Origin of the sequence: Streptomyces sp. PKU-EA00015, assembly GCF_013387495.1 — a bacterium.
Classification (GTDB): Bacteria; Actinomycetota; Actinomycetes; order Streptomycetales; family Streptomycetaceae; genus Streptomyces.
On record NZ_JABZEE010000027.1, the window covers coordinates 1 to 16,032 of the forward strand.

The 16,032-nt window shown below is 70.6% G+C and carries 14 protein-coding genes, 1 tRNA gene and 1 pseudogene; 4 read left to right on the forward strand and 12 right to left on the reverse strand.

Going from position 1 to position 16,032, the window contains the following annotated elements:
- Window positions 1-26: 26 nt before the first annotated feature.
- Both HW130_RS17765 and HW130_RS17770 read right to left on the reverse strand, forming a co-directional pair.
- Window positions 27-716, reverse strand: coding sequence for a TetR/AcrR family transcriptional regulator (locus HW130_RS17765; protein WP_177150591.1), 690 nt, complete (start codon window positions 714-716; stop codon window positions 27-29).
- A complete protein-coding gene (locus tag HW130_RS17770; protein WP_177150592.1) occupies window positions 713-1,720 on the reverse strand; it encodes a fatty acid desaturase in 1,008 nt (335 codons plus the stop codon). The genes HW130_RS17765 and HW130_RS17770 overlap by 4 nt, the downstream gene beginning before the upstream one ends.
- A gap of 218 nt (window positions 1,721-1,938) precedes the next feature.
- On the opposite strand from HW130_RS17770, the gene ppc reads away from it, so the two are divergent.
- A complete protein-coding gene (gene ppc / locus HW130_RS17775; protein ID WP_177150593.1) occupies window positions 1,939-4,668 on the forward strand; it encodes a phosphoenolpyruvate carboxylase in 2,730 nt (909 codons plus the stop codon).
- 63 nt (window positions 4,669-4,731) lie between these two features.
- Here ppc and HW130_RS17780 read toward each other — a convergent pair whose 3' ends face one another.
- The 8 genes from HW130_RS17780 to HW130_RS17815 all read right to left on the reverse strand — a co-directional run bounded on the left by HW130_RS17780 (window position 4,732) and on the right by HW130_RS17815 (window position 11,286).
- Window positions 4,732-5,430 (reverse strand): LPXTG cell wall anchor domain-containing protein, encoded by a 699-nt coding sequence (locus HW130_RS17780; protein ID WP_177150594.1) that lies wholly within the window; start codon window positions 5,428-5,430, stop codon window positions 4,732-4,734.
- Between the two features lie 175 nt (window positions 5,431-5,605).
- A complete protein-coding gene (locus HW130_RS17785; RefSeq protein WP_177150595.1) occupies window positions 5,606-6,076 on the reverse strand; it encodes a hypothetical protein in 471 nt (156 codons plus the stop codon).
- A gap of 67 nt (window positions 6,077-6,143) precedes the next feature.
- The gene (gene pth, locus HW130_RS17790; protein ID WP_177150596.1) at window positions 6,144-6,737 is read right to left on the reverse strand and encodes an aminoacyl-tRNA hydrolase; all 594 of its coding nucleotides are present in this window, start codon (window positions 6,735-6,737) and stop codon (window positions 6,144-6,146) included.
- Between the two features lie 97 nt (window positions 6,738-6,834).
- Entirely contained in the window at window positions 6,835-7,428 is a 594-nt protein-coding gene (locus HW130_RS17795) for a 50S ribosomal protein L25/general stress protein Ctc (protein ID WP_177150597.1), read from the reverse strand.
- Window positions 7,429-7,687: 259 nt separating this feature from the next.
- Complete coding sequence (locus HW130_RS17800) at window positions 7,688-8,665, reverse strand: ribose-phosphate diphosphokinase (RefSeq protein ID WP_177150598.1); 978 nt, start codon at window positions 8,663-8,665, stop codon at window positions 7,688-7,690.
- A 109-nt stretch (window positions 8,666-8,774) separates the two neighbouring features.
- Entirely contained in the window at window positions 8,775-10,223 is a 1,449-nt protein-coding gene (glmU, locus tag HW130_RS17805; RefSeq protein ID WP_177150599.1) for a bifunctional UDP-N-acetylglucosamine diphosphorylase/glucosamine-1-phosphate N-acetyltransferase GlmU, read from the reverse strand.
- A gap of 113 nt (window positions 10,224-10,336) precedes the next feature.
- A tRNA-Gln gene (locus HW130_RS17810) sits at window positions 10,337-10,407 on the reverse strand.
- Window positions 10,408-10,413: 6 nt separating this feature from the next.
- Window positions 10,414-11,286, reverse strand: coding sequence for a hypothetical protein (locus HW130_RS17815; protein WP_177150600.1), 873 nt, complete (start codon window positions 11,284-11,286; stop codon window positions 10,414-10,416).
- Window positions 11,287-11,441: 155 nt separating this feature from the next.
- Here HW130_RS17815 and HW130_RS17820 point away from each other — a divergent pair, with 155 nt between their 5' ends.
- Complete coding sequence (locus tag HW130_RS17820) at window positions 11,442-12,758, forward strand: sensor histidine kinase (RefSeq protein WP_177150601.1); 1,317 nt, start codon at window positions 11,442-11,444, stop codon at window positions 12,756-12,758.
- 31 nt (window positions 12,759-12,789) lie between these two features.
- Here HW130_RS17820 and HW130_RS17825 read toward each other — a convergent pair whose 3' ends face one another.
- Together HW130_RS17825 and HW130_RS17830 are read right to left on the reverse strand one after the other, a co-directional pair.
- On the reverse strand, window positions 12,790-13,281 hold the full coding sequence (locus tag HW130_RS17825) for an SUKH-3 domain-containing protein (protein ID WP_177150602.1): 492 nt from the start codon (window positions 13,279-13,281) through the stop codon (window positions 12,790-12,792).
- An 11-nt stretch (window positions 13,282-13,292) separates the two neighbouring features.
- Complete coding sequence (locus HW130_RS17830; protein ID WP_177150603.1) at window positions 13,293-13,799, reverse strand: YwqJ-related putative deaminase; 507 nt, start codon at window positions 13,797-13,799, stop codon at window positions 13,293-13,295.
- Between the two features lie 219 nt (window positions 13,800-14,018).
- Here HW130_RS17830 and HW130_RS17835 point away from each other — a divergent pair, with 219 nt between their 5' ends.
- Together HW130_RS17835 and HW130_RS17840 are read left to right on the forward strand one after the other, a co-directional pair.
- On the forward strand, window positions 14,019-15,041 hold the full coding sequence (locus tag HW130_RS17835) for an SMI1/KNR4 family protein (RefSeq protein WP_177150604.1): 1,023 nt from the start codon (window positions 14,019-14,021) through the stop codon (window positions 15,039-15,041).
- A gap of 7 nt (window positions 15,042-15,048) precedes the next feature.
- A pseudogene (locus HW130_RS17840) lies at window positions 15,049-16,032 on the forward strand (hypothetical protein); the annotation flags it as partial.

Consider the following 16,032-nt stretch of genomic DNA (forward strand, 5'->3'; position numbering starts at 1 on the left):
GGACTTCGCAGCGGGACGCCGCCGCGTCAGTTCTTGCGGTGACCTATCAGGCGCGGCTTCTGCTCCAGACCGTCCAGGCCGTGCCACGCCAGGTTCACCAGATGCGCCGCGACCTCCGCCTTCTTCGGGCGGCGGGCGTCCACCCACCACTGGCCCGTCAGCGCCACCATGCCCACCAGCGCCTGCGCGTACAGCGGGGCGAGCTTCGGGTCGAAACCGCGGTTCTTGAACTCCATGCCGAGAATGTCCTCGACCTGCGTGGCGATGTCGCTGATCAGGGACGCGAACGTACCCGTCGACTGGGCCACCGGCGAATCGCGGACCAGGATGCGGAAACCGTCCGTGTACGTCTCGATGTAGTCCAGCAGCGCGAACGCCGCCTGCTCCAGCAGCTCCCGGGGATGGCCGGCCGTCAGTGCGCCCGTCACCATGTCCAGCAGCTGGCGCATCTCACGGTCCACCACGACCGCGTACAGGCCCTCCTTGCCCCCGAAGTGCTCGTACACGACCGGCTTGGAGACACCCGCCTTGGCCGCGATCTCCTCGACCGACGTGCCCTCGAAGCCCTTCTCGGCGAAGAGGGTGCGTCCGATGTCCAGCAACTGCTCCCGGCGCTCGGCGCCGGTCATCCGCACCCGGCGGGCCCGCCTCCCGCCGGGCGACCGGTTCTTGTCCGTGCTGCTCGTACTGCCGTCACTCGCCACGCCGTCCATCATGCCGCGTCGGCGGTGGCGCGCTTGCCGCGGGCGTCCTCACCGTCCGCGTCCGCGCGACGGGCGTCGATACGGGACTGCTGCGGCCAGCGCACGTCGTACGCCCAGCCCGCCAGCTCGAACCAGCGGATCAGCCGGGCGCTGGAGTCCACCTGGCCCCGCAGCACCCCGTGCCGCGCGCTCGTCGGGTCCGCGTGGTGCAGGTTGTGCCACGACTCACCGCACGACAGCACCGCCAGCCACCACACGTTGCCCGAGCGGTCGCGCGACTTGAACGGGCGCTTGCCCACCGCGTGGCAGATCGAGTTGATCGACCACGTCACGTGGTGCAGCAGCGCGACGCGGACCAGCGAGCCCCAGAAGAACGCCGTGAACGCGCCCCACCACGACATCGTCACGAGACCGCCCACCAGCGGCGGGATCGCCAGCGAGATCACCGTCCACCAGACGAAGTCCCGCGAGATGCGGCGCAGCGCCGGGTCCTTGATCAGGTCGGGGGCGTACTTGTGCTGAGGCGTCTGCTCCTCGTCGAACAGCCAGCCGATGTGCGCCCACCACAGGCCCTTCATCAGCGCGGGAAGCGTCTCGCCGAACCGCCACGGCGAATGCGGGTCGCCGTCGGCGTCGGAGAACTTGTGGTGCTTGCGGTGGTCGGCCACCCAGCGCACCAGCGGGCCCTCGACCGCCAGCGATCCCATGATCGCCAGGGCGATCCGCAGCGGGCGCCTGGCCTTGAAGGAGCCGTGCGTGAAGTACCGGTGGAAGCCGATCGTGATGCCGTGGCAGCCGATGAAGTACATCGCCACCAGCAGGCCGAGGTCGAGCCAGCTCACGCCCCAGCCCCAGGCCAGCGGGACCGCGGCGAGCAGGGCGAGGAAGGGGACCGTGATGAACAGCAGCAGGGCGATCTGCTCGATCGACCGCTTGCTGTCCCCGCCGAGCGTGGCGGACGGTGCGTCGGCGGACGGCTGAGCGGTGCCGTCCAGCAGATCGGGGCTTGTGGTCATGAGGGTTCCCTGGGGGTGGGGAGAGGGGACGAATACTGCCGTTGCTACGGTTCCGTAACCTACGGCAACGTAAGTATGGCAGTGCCCGGCGGCGGGGCAAGAGACCTGCGGACAACGTCAGGGAAATGGACACCTATCCTTGGTGTCGTCGGACAGCGCGGTCCGCAAGCCTCCAGTACCCCTCCAGACGTGCTCAAACACTGCAAGGAGCCGCACCTGTGAGCAGTGCCGACCAGTCCCCCACCGCCAGCGCCGAGCTTCGTGCCGACATCCGCCGACTGGGCGATCTCCTGGGCGAGACCCTCGTCCGCCAGGAGGGTCCCGAGCTCCTGGAGCTCGTCGAGCGGGTCCGCGCCCTGACGCGCACCGACGGTGAGGCAGCCGCCGAGCTGCTGGGCGACACCGACCTGGAGACCGCGGCCAAGCTGGTCCGCGCCTTCTCCACGTACTTCCACCTGGCCAACGTCACCGAGCAGGTGCACCGCGGCCACGAGATGCGCGAGCGCCGCGCGGCCGAGGGCGGGCTGCTGGCCCGCACCGCCGACCGGCTCAAGGACGCCGACCCCGAGCACCTGCGGGAGACCGTCCGCAACCTCAACGTGCGCCCGGTCTTCACCGCGCACCCCACCGAGGCCGCCCGGCGCTCCGTGCTGAACAAGCTCCGCCGCATCGCCGAGCTGCTGGAGAACCCCGGCATCGCCGCCGACCGGCGCCGCCACGACCTGCGGCTGGCCGAGCACATCGACCTCATCTGGCAGACCGACGAGCTGCGGGTCGTACGCCCCGAGCCGGCCGACGAGGCGCGCAACGCGATCTACTACCTCGACGAGCTGCACGCCGGAGCCGTCGGCGACGTCCTGGAGGACCTGGCCGCCGAGCTGGAGCGCGTCGGCGTCGACCTGCCGCCCGGCACCCGCCCGCTCACCTTCGGCACCTGGATCGGCGGCGACCGCGACGGCAACCCCAACGTCACCCCCGCCGTCACCTGGGACGTGCTGATCCTCCAGCACGAGCACGGCATCACCGACGCCATCGAGGTCATCGACTACCTGCGCAGCCTGCTGTCCAACTCCATCCGCTACGCCGGGGCCACCGAGGACCTGCTCGCCTCCCTGCAGACCGACCTGGAGCGGCTGCCCGAGATCAGCCCCCGCTACAAGCGGCTGAACGCCGAGGAGCCCTACCGGCTCAAGGCCACCTGCATCCGCCAGAAGCTCGTCAACACCCGCGAGCGCCTCGCCAAGGGAACCCCGCACGAGGAGGGCCGCGACTACCTCGGCACCGCCGAGCTGATCAGCGACCTCGCCCTCATCCAGACCTCGCTGCGCGAGCACCGCGGCGGGCTGTTCGCCGACGGCCGCATGGACCGCGTCATCCGCACCCTGTCCGCGTTCGGCCTCCAGCTCGCCACCATGGACGTGCGCGAGCACGCGGACGCCCACCACCACGCCCTCGGGCAGCTCTTCGACCGGCTGGGCGAGGAGTCCTGGCGCTACGCCGATATGCCGCGCGAGTACCGGCAGAAGCTGCTCGCCAAGGAGCTCCGCTCCCGGCGCCCGCTCGCGCCCACGCCCGCGCCGCTGGACGCCGCCGGGGAGAAGACCCTCGGCGTCTTCCACACGGTCAAGGAAGCCTTCGAACGCTTCGGGCCCGAGGTCATCGAGTCGTACATCATCTCCATGTGCCAGGGCGCCGACGACGTCTTCGCCGCCGCCGTCCTCGCCCGCGAGGCCGGACTCATCGACCTGCACGCCGGCTGGGCCAAGATCGGCATCGTGCCGCTGCTGGAGACCACCGACGAGCTCAAGGCCGCCGACGTCATCCTCGAAGGCATGCTCGCCGACCCCTCCTACCGGCGACTCGTCTCGCTGCGCGGCGACGTCCAGGAGGTCATGCTCGGCTACTCCGACTCCTCCAAGTTCGGCGGCATCACCACCAGCCAGTGGGAGATCCACCGCGCCCAGCGCAGGCTGCGCGACGTCGCCCACCGCCACGGGGTGCGCCTCCGGCTCTTCCACGGCCGCGGCGGCACCGTCGGCCGCGGCGGCGGCCCCTCGCACGACGCGATCCTCGCCCAGCCCTGGGGCACCCTCGAGGGCGAGATCAAGGTGACCGAGCAGGGCGAGGTCATCTCCGACAAGTACCTGATCCCCTCGCTGGCCAGGGAGAACCTGGAGCTGACGGTCGCCGCCACCCTCCAGGCCTCCGCGCTGCACACCGCCCCCCGCCAGTCCGACGAGGCGCTCGCCCGCTGGGACGCGGCCATGGACACCGTCTCCGACGCCGCCCATGACGCGTACCGCAGGCTGGTCGAGGACCCGGACCTGCCCGCGTACTTCTTCGCCTCCACCCCCGTCGACCAGCTCGCCGAGCTCCACCTCGGCTCTCGGCCCTCGCGCCGTCCCGACTCCGGTGCCGGTCTCGACGGTCTGCGCGCCATTCCGTGGGTCTTCGGCTGGACGCAGTCGCGGCAGATCGTGCCCGGCTGGTTCGGCGTCGGCTCCGGCCTCAAGGCGCTGCGCGAGGCGGGTCTCGACACCGTGCTCGACGAGATGCACGAGCAGTGGCACTTCTTCCAGAACTTCATCGCCAACGTGGAGATGACGCTCGCGAAGACCGACCTGCGGATCGCCCGCCACTACGTCGACACGCTCGTGCCCGACCACCTCAAGCACGTCTTCGACGTCATCGAGGCCGAGCACGCACTCACCGTCAGCGAGGTGCTGAAGGTGACCGGCAACGACGAACTGGTCGGCTCCAACCCGGTGCTGCGCCAGACGTTCGCGATCCGTGACGCGTACCTGGACCCGATCTCCTACCTCCAGGTCGCGCTCCTCAAGCGGCAGCGCGACGCGGCCGAGCGCGGCGAGGAGCCGGACCCGCTGCTGGCCCGCGCCCTGCTGCTGACCGTCAACGGCGTCGCGGCCGGCCTGCGCAACACGGGCTGACGCCGCACGGCATGAGGATGCCCCTCGCCTGAACTCAGGCGAGGGGCATCCTCATGTCAGGTGTCAGTGCTGACGGGCCGTACGGCGACGGGCCAGCAGGTAGCCGCCACCGGCGACCAGCGCGGCAGCGACGCCCGCGAGCACACCGAGGGGCGCGCCGTTGCCGGTCTCGGCGAGGTCGCCGGACGTGTCGTCACCGCTCGGCGCGGGGGCCGCGGGGGCCGAGGTGTCGGGCGTGCTCGACGGCTCGCTGCCCGGCTTGTCGTCACCGGGCTTGTCCTCACCGGGCTTGTCCTCGCCCGGCTTGTCCTCGCCCGGCTTGTCGTCACCGGGCTTGTCGTCGCCCGGCTTGTCGTCCTCGCAGTCGGACTTGAAGACCTTGTGCTTGGCCTTGCCGTGCTCGCCGTCGAAGTTCCAGAACAGCTTGTACTGCCCGTCGGGCAGGGTCATGTCCACGGTGCGCTCGTGGCCGTCGGCGTCGAGGGTGAGCGAACCGGACTTCACGGTCTCGCCCTTGGCCAGGTCGTTGTTCGCCCAGGCCTCGATGTGCCACTGGACCTGCTGGCCGGCGTCGAAGCCGAAGGCGTCGAGGTAGAACTCGCAGACCTTCGGCTCGTTCTTGCGGAGTTCCTCGCCGGTCGCGGAGTCGTGGATCTTCACGGTGCCGTTGTCGCCGGGCGGCGTGGCGAAAGCGGCGGGAGCGGCCGACAGCGAGAGCGCTGCGGCAGCCACCAGAGCGCCGGTGGGACGAAGGATGCGCATATAGGTGTCCATCGTGAGAGAGGGAAGATGGCGTGGGGGGCGGCTCAGCGTCCTGTGAACCCACGCGCCAGTCAAGGGCTCTTGTTCCGCATCTGCACCAGAGATGCTGATTCGCCCTCGATAGTCCTGATAACGATCAGGTGAACTCGCGAGTGTTCAACGGCCCCTGACGGCCCTACAGCACCAGGAACGACGCCACCAGCAACGCCCCGCCCGCAGACGCCGACACCCACGCCACCCGCGTCAGCCGCAGTCCGCCGCCGATCACCAGCGCCGCCAGCAGCAGTGCACCGCCCAGGGGCAACCAGGCATGGAGGCCGCCCGCGGGCCCCGTCCGCACCGCCTCGCCCGTACCCGGCTTCAGTACGACGGCGAGCGTCACGCCCTTCTTCACCGCGACGGAACGGTCGATCGTCACCCGGTCGCGCTCCGGCGCCGGGGCCTTGGGCACGTACGGTCCCGTGCACACCTCGTCGCCGCAGCGGGCGACCGTCAGCGTGCCGTGCTCGCGGCCCTTGGAGAGCAGGATGTGCTGCGCATTGCCCCAGGACGACGAGAACCCGGCGACCAGGAGGAGCAGGGCGACGAGTGCCATCGCCGCCTTACGGGCGTGGGTCAGCATCCGGCCGGAGGAGTTCCGCTTCATGGCCCGCGATCCTTGGCCATAGGGCTGCCGCGGGTCAACCTCGGACCGGCAGGAGGAGACCCAGGTCTCAGGAGTTGTACGTCCCCTGCGCCCGCTCCAGCCCGTCGATCACCAGACACTCCACCGCGTCCGCCGCACGGTCCACGAAGTAGTCCAGCTCCTTGCGCTCGGCCGACGAGAAGTCCTTCAGCACGAAGTCCGCGACCTGCATCCGGCCCGGCGGCCGGCCGATCCCGAACCGCACCCGGTGGTAGTCCGGCCCCATCGCCTTCGTCATCGACTTCAGCCCATTGTGGCCGTTGTCCCCGCCGCCCAGCTTCAGCCGCAGCGTGCCGTAGTCGATGTCCAACTCGTCATGGACGGCCACGACATGCGCGGTCGGCACCTTGTAGAAGTCCCGCAGCGCCGTCACCGGACCGCCGGACAGGTTCATGTACGACATGGGCTTCGCCAGGATCACCCGCCGGTTCGACGGACCCGGAGCGCCGATACGGCCCTCCAGCACCTGCGCCTGCGCCTTCTGCGCACGCTTGAACGAGCCGCCGATCCGCTCGGCCAGCAGGTCGGCGACCATGAAGCCCACGTTGTGCCGGTTGGCGGCGTAACCGGGCCCCGGATTGCCGAGGCCCACGATCAGCCAGGGTGCGTTCACGTCGGACATCTGCGCTGCGTCTCCTCGTCACCGGCCCGAACAGGAAGAACGGGGTGGCAGGCCGCAGCCCGCCACCCCGTGAAAAGCCTCAAGCAGAGCTTACGGCTCAGGCCTCGGCGGCCTCTTCGCCCTCGCCCTCGGCCTCGGCGGCCGGCTCCTCGGCCTGCGCGGCCAGAACCTGCAGGACGACGGTGTCGTCCTCGACCGTCAGCGTGGTGCCCTTGGGCAGGGTGATGTCCTTGGCCAGGACGGAGTCACCGGCGGACAGGCCCTCGATGGAGACCGAGACGGACTCGGGGATGTGGGTGGCCTCGGCCTCGACCGGCAGGGCGTTCAGCACGTGCTCGACCAGGAAGGCGCCCGGCGCCAGCTCACCCTCGGTGTGGACCGGGATGTCGACGCTGACCTTCTCGCCGCGCTTCACGAGCAGCAGGTCGACGTGCTCCAGGAAGCCCTTCAGCGGGTCGCGCTGCACGGCCTTCGGGATGGCCAGCTCGTTCTTGCCCTCGATCTCCAGGGACAGCAGGACGTTCGGGGTACGCAGAGCGAGCAGCAGGTCGTGGCCCGGCAGCGTGACGTGGACCGGGTCGGAGCCGTGGCCGTACAGAACGCCCGGGACCTTGTTGTCACGGCGGATACGGCGGGCGGCGCCCTTGCCGAACTCGGAACGGAGCTCTGCGGCGAGCTTCACCTCGGACATGTGCACTCCTCGTAGATGCGGAAACTGGTGGCGGTCACCCGGCCACGACAGGCCTGCTACGAAGAGCGCGTCGATAACGGACCGCCGCACCAGAAGTGCGGCCTCCCTCGCCGAGCAACTACGACAGTCTACGCGGCACCCGCCTGGCGCCCAAATGGATCACACGAAGGGCCGCCCACGGACCACCACGGACCACGCCGACAAGCGGAAGGGCCGCCCCGCGCAGTGCGGAACGGCCCCTCCTCGGCTCTGCCGTGTCCTACTTCTCTTCCTCGAACAGGCTCGTCACCGAGCCGTCCTCGAAGACCTCGCGCACGGCACGCGCGATCGTCGGTGCCATCGACAGCACCTTGATCTTGTCCAGCTCCAGCTCACCCGGAGTCGGCAGCGTGTTCGTCAGCACGAACTCGCTCACCTTGGAGTTCTTCAGGCGATCGGCGGCAGGGCCCGACAGGATGCCGTGCGTCGCCGTCACGATCACGTCCTCGGCGCCGTTCGCGAACAGCGCGTCCGCCGCGGCGCAGATCGTGCCCGCCGTGTCGATCATGTCGTCGACCAGCACACACACCCGGCCCTTGACCTCGCCCACGACCTCGTGGACCGTCACCTGGTTGGCGACGTCCTTGTCACGGCGCTTGTGCACGATCGCCAGCGGCGCGTCCAGGCGGTCGCACCAGCGGTCCGCGACACGCACGCGGCCCGCGTCCGGGGACACGATCGTCAGCTTGTTCCGGTCCACCTTCGCGCCCACGTAGTCCGCGAGGACCGGCAGCGCCGACAGGTGGTCCACCGGGCCGTCGAAGAAGCCCTGGATCTGGTCCGTGTGCAGATCCACCGTGAGGATGCGGTCCGCGCCGGCGGTCTTCAGCAGATCGGCGATCAGACGGGCCGAGATCGGCTCACGGCCGCGGTGCTTCTTGTCCTGACGGGCGTAGCCGTACGACGGGATGATCACGGTGATGCTCCGGGCCGAAGCCCGCTTCAGAGCATCGATCATGATCAGCTGCTCCATGATCCACTTGTTGATGGGAGCCGTGTGGCTCTGCATCAGGAAGCAGTCGGCACCACGGGCCGACTCCTGGAAACGAACGTAGATCTCGCCGTTGGCGAAATCGAAAGCCTTCGTCGGGACGAGGCCGACACCGAGCTGGTGCGCAACCTCCTCGGCCAGCTCGGGGTGGGCGCGGCCGGAGAAGAGCATCAGCTTCTTCTCGCCGGTCGTCTTGATCCCGGTCACAGCACTGTCTCCTCAGACGTGTTCTCTGGCCGCGAAGATCCTGGGCGCGAGCCAGCCGAATTTGTGTGCACGTATCACGGTACGCCGAGTTCGACGCAGCCGTTTCCGGTCAGTTCCCCTCGGCGACGCCTTCCGTTGCCGCCGTGGCGGCCTGCGCGGCAGCGCTGCCCGGGCGCTTGCGAGCCACCCAGCCCTCGATATTCCGCTGCTGGCCACGGGCGACGGCCAGCGAGCCCGGCGGCACGTCCTTCGTGATCACCGACCCGGCGGCGGTGTACGCGCCGTCCCCGATCGTGACAGGAGCCACAAACATGTTGTCCGAGCCCGTACGGCAGTGGGACCCGATCGTCGTGTGGTGCTTCTTCTCGCCGTCGTAGTTCACGAAGACGCTCGCCGCACCGATGTTGGAGTGGTCCCCGATCGTCGCGTCACCGACATAGGAGAGGTGCGGCACCTTCGTGCCCTCGCCGATCACGGCGTTCTTCGTCTCGACGTACGTACCGATCTTGCCCTTGGCGCCCAGCTTCGTCCCCGGGCGCAGATACGCGAACGGACCGACGGTCGCCGCAGCGCCGATCTCCGCGCGGTCCGCCACCGTGTTGTCCACCCGGGCGCCCGCGCCCACCACGGTGTCCTTCAGCCGCGAGTTGGGGCCGACCTCGGCGTCCTCCGCCAGATGCGTGGCGCCCAGCAGCTGCGTGCCGGGATGCACGACGACGTCCTGGCCGAAAGTCACCGTCACATCCAGGAGCACCGACGCCGGATCCACGACCGTGACACCCGCCAGCATCGCCCGCTCCAACAGCCGCTCGTTCAGCAGCCGGCGCGCCTCGGCGAGCTGCACGCGGTTGTTGATGCCCAGGATCTCCCGGTGGTCGGCGGCGACCGAGGCGCCGACCCGGTGCCCCGCCTCGCGCAGGATCGCGAGCACGTCGGTCAGGTACTCCTCGCCCTGGCTGTTGTCCGTCCGCACCTTCTTCAGCGCGTCGGCCAGCAGGACCCCGTCGAACGCGAACACACCGGAGTTGATCTCGCGGATCGCGCGCTGCGCGTCGGTCGCGTCCTTGTGCTCGACGATCGCCGTCACGGCGCCGGTCGCGTCGTCGCGCACGATGCGCCCGTATCCGGTGGAGTCAGGCACCTCGGCGGTCAGCACGGTCACCGCGTTGCCGTCGGCGGCGTGCGTGGCGGCCAGGGCGGTCAGCGTGTCCCCGGACAGCAGCGGGGTGTCGCCGCAGACGACGATCACGGTGCCGCGCAGCTCCCCGCCGAGCTCCTCGAGACCCATGCGCACGGCGTGGCCGGTGCCGTTCTGCTCGGCCTGGAAGGCGGTACGGGTCCCCGCGTAGTGCTCCGCGAGGTGCCCCTCGACCTGCTCACGCGCGTGGCCGACGACCACGACGAGCTGCTCGGGCTCGAGCTCGCGGGCGGCGCAGACGACGTGTCCGACGAGCGAACGCCCGGCGATTTCGTGCAGGACCTTGGGAGTCTTCGACTTCATGCGGGTGCCCTCACCCGCTGCAAGAACGACGACGGCTGCCGGGCGATTGGCGCTCACGGGTATGCCCTTCGGCTTCGGGTGGTGGACATCCGAAGGATACCGGGGGGTTTCAGGCGAGAAACGAGCGCGGGTCCTGACCGGGGAGGTCAGGACCCGAACCATGCATGCAGCTCCCGGGGGAGGACTCGAACCCCCATGATCAGAACCAAAATCTGACGTCTTGCCCTTAGACGACCCGGGATTACCGCTATGTCCGATTTCGTTGATCGGCTGCGGATGCAGCCCCTACTATGCCGCACCACCAGCCCTCGATGCGACGGTACAAGTCGGCACTCCTCTGAACGTGGATCACCAGACAGCCCCGGTAGTCCTCGCCGGTGTTCTTCCGCACGGTCGTGGGGTTGTGGCGTTTGAGGGTCGTCTTGCCGAACGCGGCCGGATAGGCGCCGATGAGGTTCGCCCAATACTGCTCGGCGGCGGTGACGTCGGCCGACTCGTGGATCATGACGTGGAACCTGAGGCGTTCTCGCTCGATTCCGACGAGGTCCAGCCACGCGATGAACACCTGAATCATTCGTGGGTCACTGTTGACGAAGGTCACTCGCTCCCGACGGGCGTACGGCTTGTCCTTCGTCCCCTCTGCCCAGTACAGGGCCGCGCCCACGAGGAGCAGCTCCCGTTCCGACAGCGCGCCGATGTCGAGCGCTGCTCTGGACTTCGTCTCCCTGCGCTCTGCCTCACGCCGCCGTAAGGTCACCTCCCACCCGCGGCGGGCGATCGCCGAGGCCTCCTCGCGGGAGCGCTTGCGCTCAGGCTTCGGCAGGTCCCGTACCCACAGGGAGATCGAGCTCTTCGAGCAGCCCAGCTCCACCTGGATCTGGTCGTAGGTCATGCCCTGGAGCCGGAGTTCACGGGCCCTGGCGCGCAGGTCGTCCTTGGCGTTCGGGCGCTTCGTCCATTCCGGCGGGGGCTCGCCCTTGACCAGGCGGTGGAGGAGGTCGTTGTTGTCGATGCGGAGGCGGTCGCGGATCTGGCGGAGGCTGAGGCCCTCGCGGCGCAGGGCTATGGCCTGTGTGCGGAGGGCCTCGAAGTCGGCGTACATGCCGGCGGTGCGTGTCATGGGGTGATCGTCGTCCGGAATGCGGACGTCCGGGTCGAAACTTTGGTCGATTCATCAGTTCGAGGGTTTCTGGTGCATTTCGCCAGGAAGTGCGCACGCTTCGTGCTCCCGCACTCCCGCGAAAATGACTCGCGCCCGCCCGTAGTCTGGGAGCCATGACCGCAACGGGGGCAGAGCAGGACGCCACGGGTTCGACCGCCCGGGCGTGGCTGTGGTGGGGGCGGCGGCGCAGTGCCGTGCTCGACGTGGGGCTGGCGGCCGTGTCCGCCGTGGAATGCGCGCTGCAGGGGGTCGTGTTCGCCGAGCACGCAGCGCTGCCGGTGCCGTTCGGGGTGCTGTTCGGACTGGCCGTCGGTTCGGTGCTGGTGCTCAGGCGGCGGTGGCCCATCGCCGTGGTGCTGGTGTCGGTGGCGACGACGCCGGCGGAGATGGGCTATCTGATGGCCGTCGTCGGCCTGTACACGCTGGCCGCCTCGGAGGTGCCGCGGCGGATCACGGCGACGCTGGCCGGGATGTCGCTGGCGGCGACGTTCATCGTGACGTTCGTGCGGGTGCGCCAGGACGTGCAGGGCGGGGACTTCGGCGCCTGGTACGTGCCGTTGATGGCCGGCTTCATGTCGCTGGGGCTGACGGCTCCGCCGGTGCTCTTCGGTCTCTACATAGGGGCGCGGCGTCGGCTGATGGAGAGCTTGCGGGAGCGGGCGGACTCGCTGGAGCAGGAGTTGTCGCTGCTGGCGGACCGTGCGGAGCAGCGGGCGCAGTGGGCGCGTCAGGAGGAGCGGACGCGGATCGCGCGTGAGATGCACGACGTGGTGGCCCACCGGGTGAGCCTGATGGTGGTGCACGCGGCGGCGTTGCAGGCGGTGGCGCTGAAGGATCCGCAGAAGGCGGTGAGGAATGCCGCGCTGGTGGGCGACATGGGCCGGCAGGCGCTGACGGAGCTGCGGGAGATGCTCGGGGTGCTGCGTGCGGGTGAGGGGCAGCGGCGTGCGGCCGACAAGCCCGTGCCGTTGGCGGCGGTCGGGGCGGCGGCCGCTGCGGCCGCGGCTGCGGCGGCGCAGGACGGTCCGTCTCTGGCGGACATCGAGGTGCTGGTGGGTCAGTCCCGGCAGGCGGGCATGGTGGTGGAGTTCGCGGTGCAGGGGGAGGCGCGGGGCTACGCGCCGGAGGTGGAGCAGACGGCGTACCGCGTGGTGCAGGAGGCGTTGACCAATGTGCACAAGCATGCGGCGGGCGCGAAGGTGAGGGTGCGGCTGGCGCACCGTGAGGCCGAGGTCGCCATGCAGGTGGAGAACGGTGCTCCGGATGCGGCGGGCGTCGCGTCGGCGCCGGGTCTGCCGAGTGGGGGGAACGGACTGGTGGGGATGCGCGAGCGGGTCACGGCGCTGGGCGGGGTGTTCGTCTCGGGCCCGACGGATGTCGGCGGTTTCCGGGTCTCGGCGGTTCTCCCGTACCGCGTCGAGGCGGTCTGACCGAGACGTGGAGGTGCCGCCCGGCCTGGCGCTACCCGGTCGTGAGGCGGGCGGGCTGGATGCCGGTGATCAGCGTGGTGAGCGCCTGGTCGAGGTCCGGGCCCAGGTACCAGTCGCCGGTGTGGTCGATGCTGTAGACGCGGCCCTCGGTGTCCATGGCGAGCACCGCCTGGTGGTCTCCTTCCCTCCCGAGCGGTGAGATCTCGGTGTCCAGGGCGCGTCCCAGGTCGGAGAGGGTGCGGGCGAGGTGGAGGCCGGCGAGGGGGTCGAAGTGCAACGGGGCGGGGGCGTGCTGTCGGCCGGGTCCGGGGGCGGTGACGGTCAGCCCGCCGAATTCGGCCCAGGCCTCGACGACGGCGGGGAAGACGCTGTGCCGGTGGCCGGCGGGGGAGGCGTGTGCGCGCAGGGTGTCGGCCCAGTGCTCGGCCTGCTTGATGTCCCACCGGCCGGGCTGCCAGCCCGCCTCGCGCAGTGCTGCGTCGACGGCGACGGGGAACCGGGTCGTGCTGAGGTGGTCGGGCATCGGTGTGGGTGTCAGCCGTTCTCGGGTGCGGTCGGGTCGACGGGGCGTACGCCGAAGTGGTCCAGCATCGCGGTGCACGACCGGCAGGGCGGCGCGTAGCTGCCGTGGAGCGGGTCGCCGTCCTCGCGGATGCGTCGTGCGGTGAGCTTGGAGTGCTTGAGCGCGCGGCGGGCCTCGCTGTGGGTGAGGGGCTTGCGCTGGGCGCGTTTGGAGCGCTGGTTCTCGGCGGAGGCGAGGTGCCGGGAGAGCAGGATGGCCTCGGGGCACCGGCCGGTGAAGCGTTCGCGCTGGCCGCTGGTGAGGGTGTCGAGGAAGTCCTGTACGAGCGGGTGGAGTGTGGGTGGCTGGTCGCCCTTGCCGGCGGTGCAGGTCAGGGTCTCGCCGCGTACGGAGAGTGCCGCGGCGACGGCGGGCAGGATGCCGTCGCGGCGGTGGCGGAGGCCGGGCGGGCGTGCGGTGTCGTCGCTGCTCCAGCTGAGGCGTGGATCACCGGTCGTGCGTGGTCGCGCTGTTCGCATGGCGCTTCGGTCCCTCCCGTGCACTCCCCCGAGTGGCGAGGGAACAGCCTGCCAAATGGGGCGCGGGGTGTGGAAGCTGGGTAGCTGAAACGTGTCGCCGATGGGCTCTGGGTCACTCGAAAGTGACTGTTCGTTACGGAAGTGGAGCGTCGGCAGCCCGTCTTGCCGTACCGCATAGGCTGTGCTGAACCAGCCAGACGCCACAGGGGGCAAATCGCCATGACGACAGGTCGGCAGGGCCTGGGGGCAGCAATGGGCCCCGGGGCCGGCGCGCGTACCGCGCCACCGAATGCGGCCTACGCCGGGCAGGTCGTGCACTTCCCGGATCCGGTCCGGGCGGCGCGTCATCCGCACGGGGTGCGCATTGACGACAACGGCTTCCCGGACTTCTCGCCGTACGCGCGCGCGGCGGCGGAGATCGCCGAGCCCCCGGAGGGCTTCGGCGTGGACGAGTTGCGGCTCACCGACTTCGTGTCGGCGAACGCGGCGCTGCACGCGGACGGGCACGCGCTGTGGGACACGGTTCCCGCGGTGGCGACGCCGCACGGCTGGACCTGGCACCACGTGCCGGGCACGCGCCGGCTCGAGCTGGTGCCGGTCGAGGTGAAGGCGCTGCTGCGGCATCACGGCGGTCTGGCGACGGCTCCGGTGGACCAGGGCAAGCGCGGCACGCGCCCGCTCCAGGAGACGCGGCCCGCGCACTTCGGTCTGCCGAGGAACGCGGTGTCGGTGACCGAGCAGCAGTTGCAGGGGGTCGAGGAGGACCTGGGCTACCGGCTGCCCGGCCCGTACCGCTCCTTCCTGAAGGCGGCGGGCGGTTGCGCGCCGGTGGGCGCGGCGCTCGACGCGGAGCTGGGGCTGCTGGTGGACCAGCCGTTCTTCACGGTGCGCGACGAGGCCGCGGTGAACGACCTGGTGTACGTCAACAAGTGTCTTCGCGACCATCTGACGAAGGACTATCTGGGCGTCGCCTTCGTCCAGGGCGGGATCCTCGCGGTGAAGGTGAGGGGGTCGGACGTCGGGTCGGTGTGGTTCTGCGCGTACGACGACGCGCGGGACGTCAGCGAAGAGGCCGGCTGGAACGTGCAGGAGCGGGTGGATCGCCTGCTGCTGCCGTGCGGCGAGGACTTCGACGCGTTCCTGCGGCGGCTCGCCGGCAATCCGCCGGAGCTGGAGACCGTGGCGAATCTGATGGTGGACGGCGGCTTCGCGCGGGCCGTTCCGGTTCCGGGCGAGGGGTGACGGTCCGATGGTGACGTTTGCGCAGGCGCAGGAGCGCGCCGAGGAGTGGGTGAACGGTGATGTGCCCGCGTACCAGCACCGCGAGGTGCGGGTGCGGGAGTTCGAGCTGGGCTTCGTGGTGTGGGCGGAGGACCGCGAGGGCGGTGCGCGTTCGGACGGCGGGGAGCAGCGGCTGGTGATCGCCCGGGACAGCGGTGAGGCGACGCTGTGGCCGGGGCTGCCGGTGGGTGAGGTGATCCGCCGGTACGAGGAGGAGTACGGGGCGCAGGTGGCCGCGGCGGTCCCGGCCGCGGCGGAGCCGCCGCAGCGTATCGATCTGAACCAGACGTCGTTCCTGCTGAGCCCGCCGGAGTGGTTGCAGGAGGCGGCGGACAAGCTGGGCATCCCGGACCGGCGTGCGGCGGTGTCCGGCACGGACGCCGACGCGTCGCCCGCGCCCGCGGGTGTGCCGTCCTCTCCGGGTGTCCCCGGCCTGGGAGGGACCCCCGCCACGGGCGACGACGACTCCGCTTCGTCCGGCGGCAACTCCTCGCAGGAGACGGGGAGTTCCTCGTCGGCGCCTTCGACCGCCACGCCGTGGCCGGATGCCGGCGCTGCTGCGGACGACGGGGACGCCCCGCGCGGCGGCCCTGCGTGGCCGAGCGCGGGAGGCGCCGACCACGAGCCGACGGCGTCCGACGGTGTGCCCGCACGTCCGGCCGGGAGCACCGGCTGGACCGACACGAGCACGGACGGTGGCGACGACGTGTCCGTGCCGCTGCCCGCGACGGTGTTCGCGCCGCCGGTGACGGTGGACGGCGACGCCACCCCGCCGCCGGTCGGCCCCGATGCTCCGACGGCGCTCATGTCGGGCGGGAGCCGGCTGCCGGCTACGGCGGTCGCTCCGGCGCTCGACCCGCAGGCCGGGCCGGGCGCGCGGCCGCCCGCTCCCTCGGCCCCCTCCTCGGCGACGCCGCCGCCCGCCGGTCCTCCGGCCGCCCCGCAGGGCCCG

Excerpts from the sequence above, each read along its gene's own strand:
- HW130_RS17765 (WP_177150591.1), bottom strand. The coding sequence starts at position 716 with ATGATGGACGGCGTGGCGAGTGACGGCAGTACGAGCAGCACGGACAAG.
- HW130_RS17770 (WP_177150592.1), bottom strand. The coding sequence starts at position 1,720 with ATGACCACAAGCCCCGATCTGCTGGACGGCACCGCTCAGCCGTCCGCC.
- HW130_RS17780 (WP_177150594.1), bottom strand. The coding sequence starts at position 5,430 with ATGCGCATCCTTCGTCCCACCGGCGCTCTGGTGGCTGCCGCAGCGCTC.
- HW130_RS17785 (WP_177150595.1), bottom strand. The coding sequence starts at position 6,076 with ATGAAGCGGAACTCCTCCGGCCGGATGCTGACCCACGCCCGTAAGGCG.
- pth (WP_177150596.1), bottom strand. The coding sequence starts at position 6,737 with ATGTCCGACGTGAACGCACCCTGGCTGATCGTGGGCCTCGGCAATCCG.
- HW130_RS17795 (WP_177150597.1), bottom strand. The coding sequence starts at position 7,428 with ATGTCCGAGGTGAAGCTCGCCGCAGAGCTCCGTTCCGAGTTCGGCAAG.
- HW130_RS17815 (WP_177150600.1), bottom strand. The coding sequence starts at position 11,286 with ATGACACGCACCGCCGGCATGTACGCCGACTTCGAGGCCCTCCGCACA.
- HW130_RS17820 (WP_177150601.1), top strand. The coding sequence starts at position 11,442 with ATGACCGCAACGGGGGCAGAGCAGGACGCCACGGGTTCGACCGCCCGG.
- HW130_RS17825 (WP_177150602.1), bottom strand. The coding sequence starts at position 13,281 with ATGCCCGACCACCTCAGCACGACCCGGTTCCCCGTCGCCGTCGACGCA.
- HW130_RS17830 (WP_177150603.1), bottom strand. The coding sequence starts at position 13,799 with ATGCGAACAGCGCGACCACGCACGACCGGTGATCCACGCCTCAGCTGG.
- HW130_RS17835 (WP_177150604.1), top strand. The coding sequence starts at position 14,019 with ATGACGACAGGTCGGCAGGGCCTGGGGGCAGCAATGGGCCCCGGGGCC.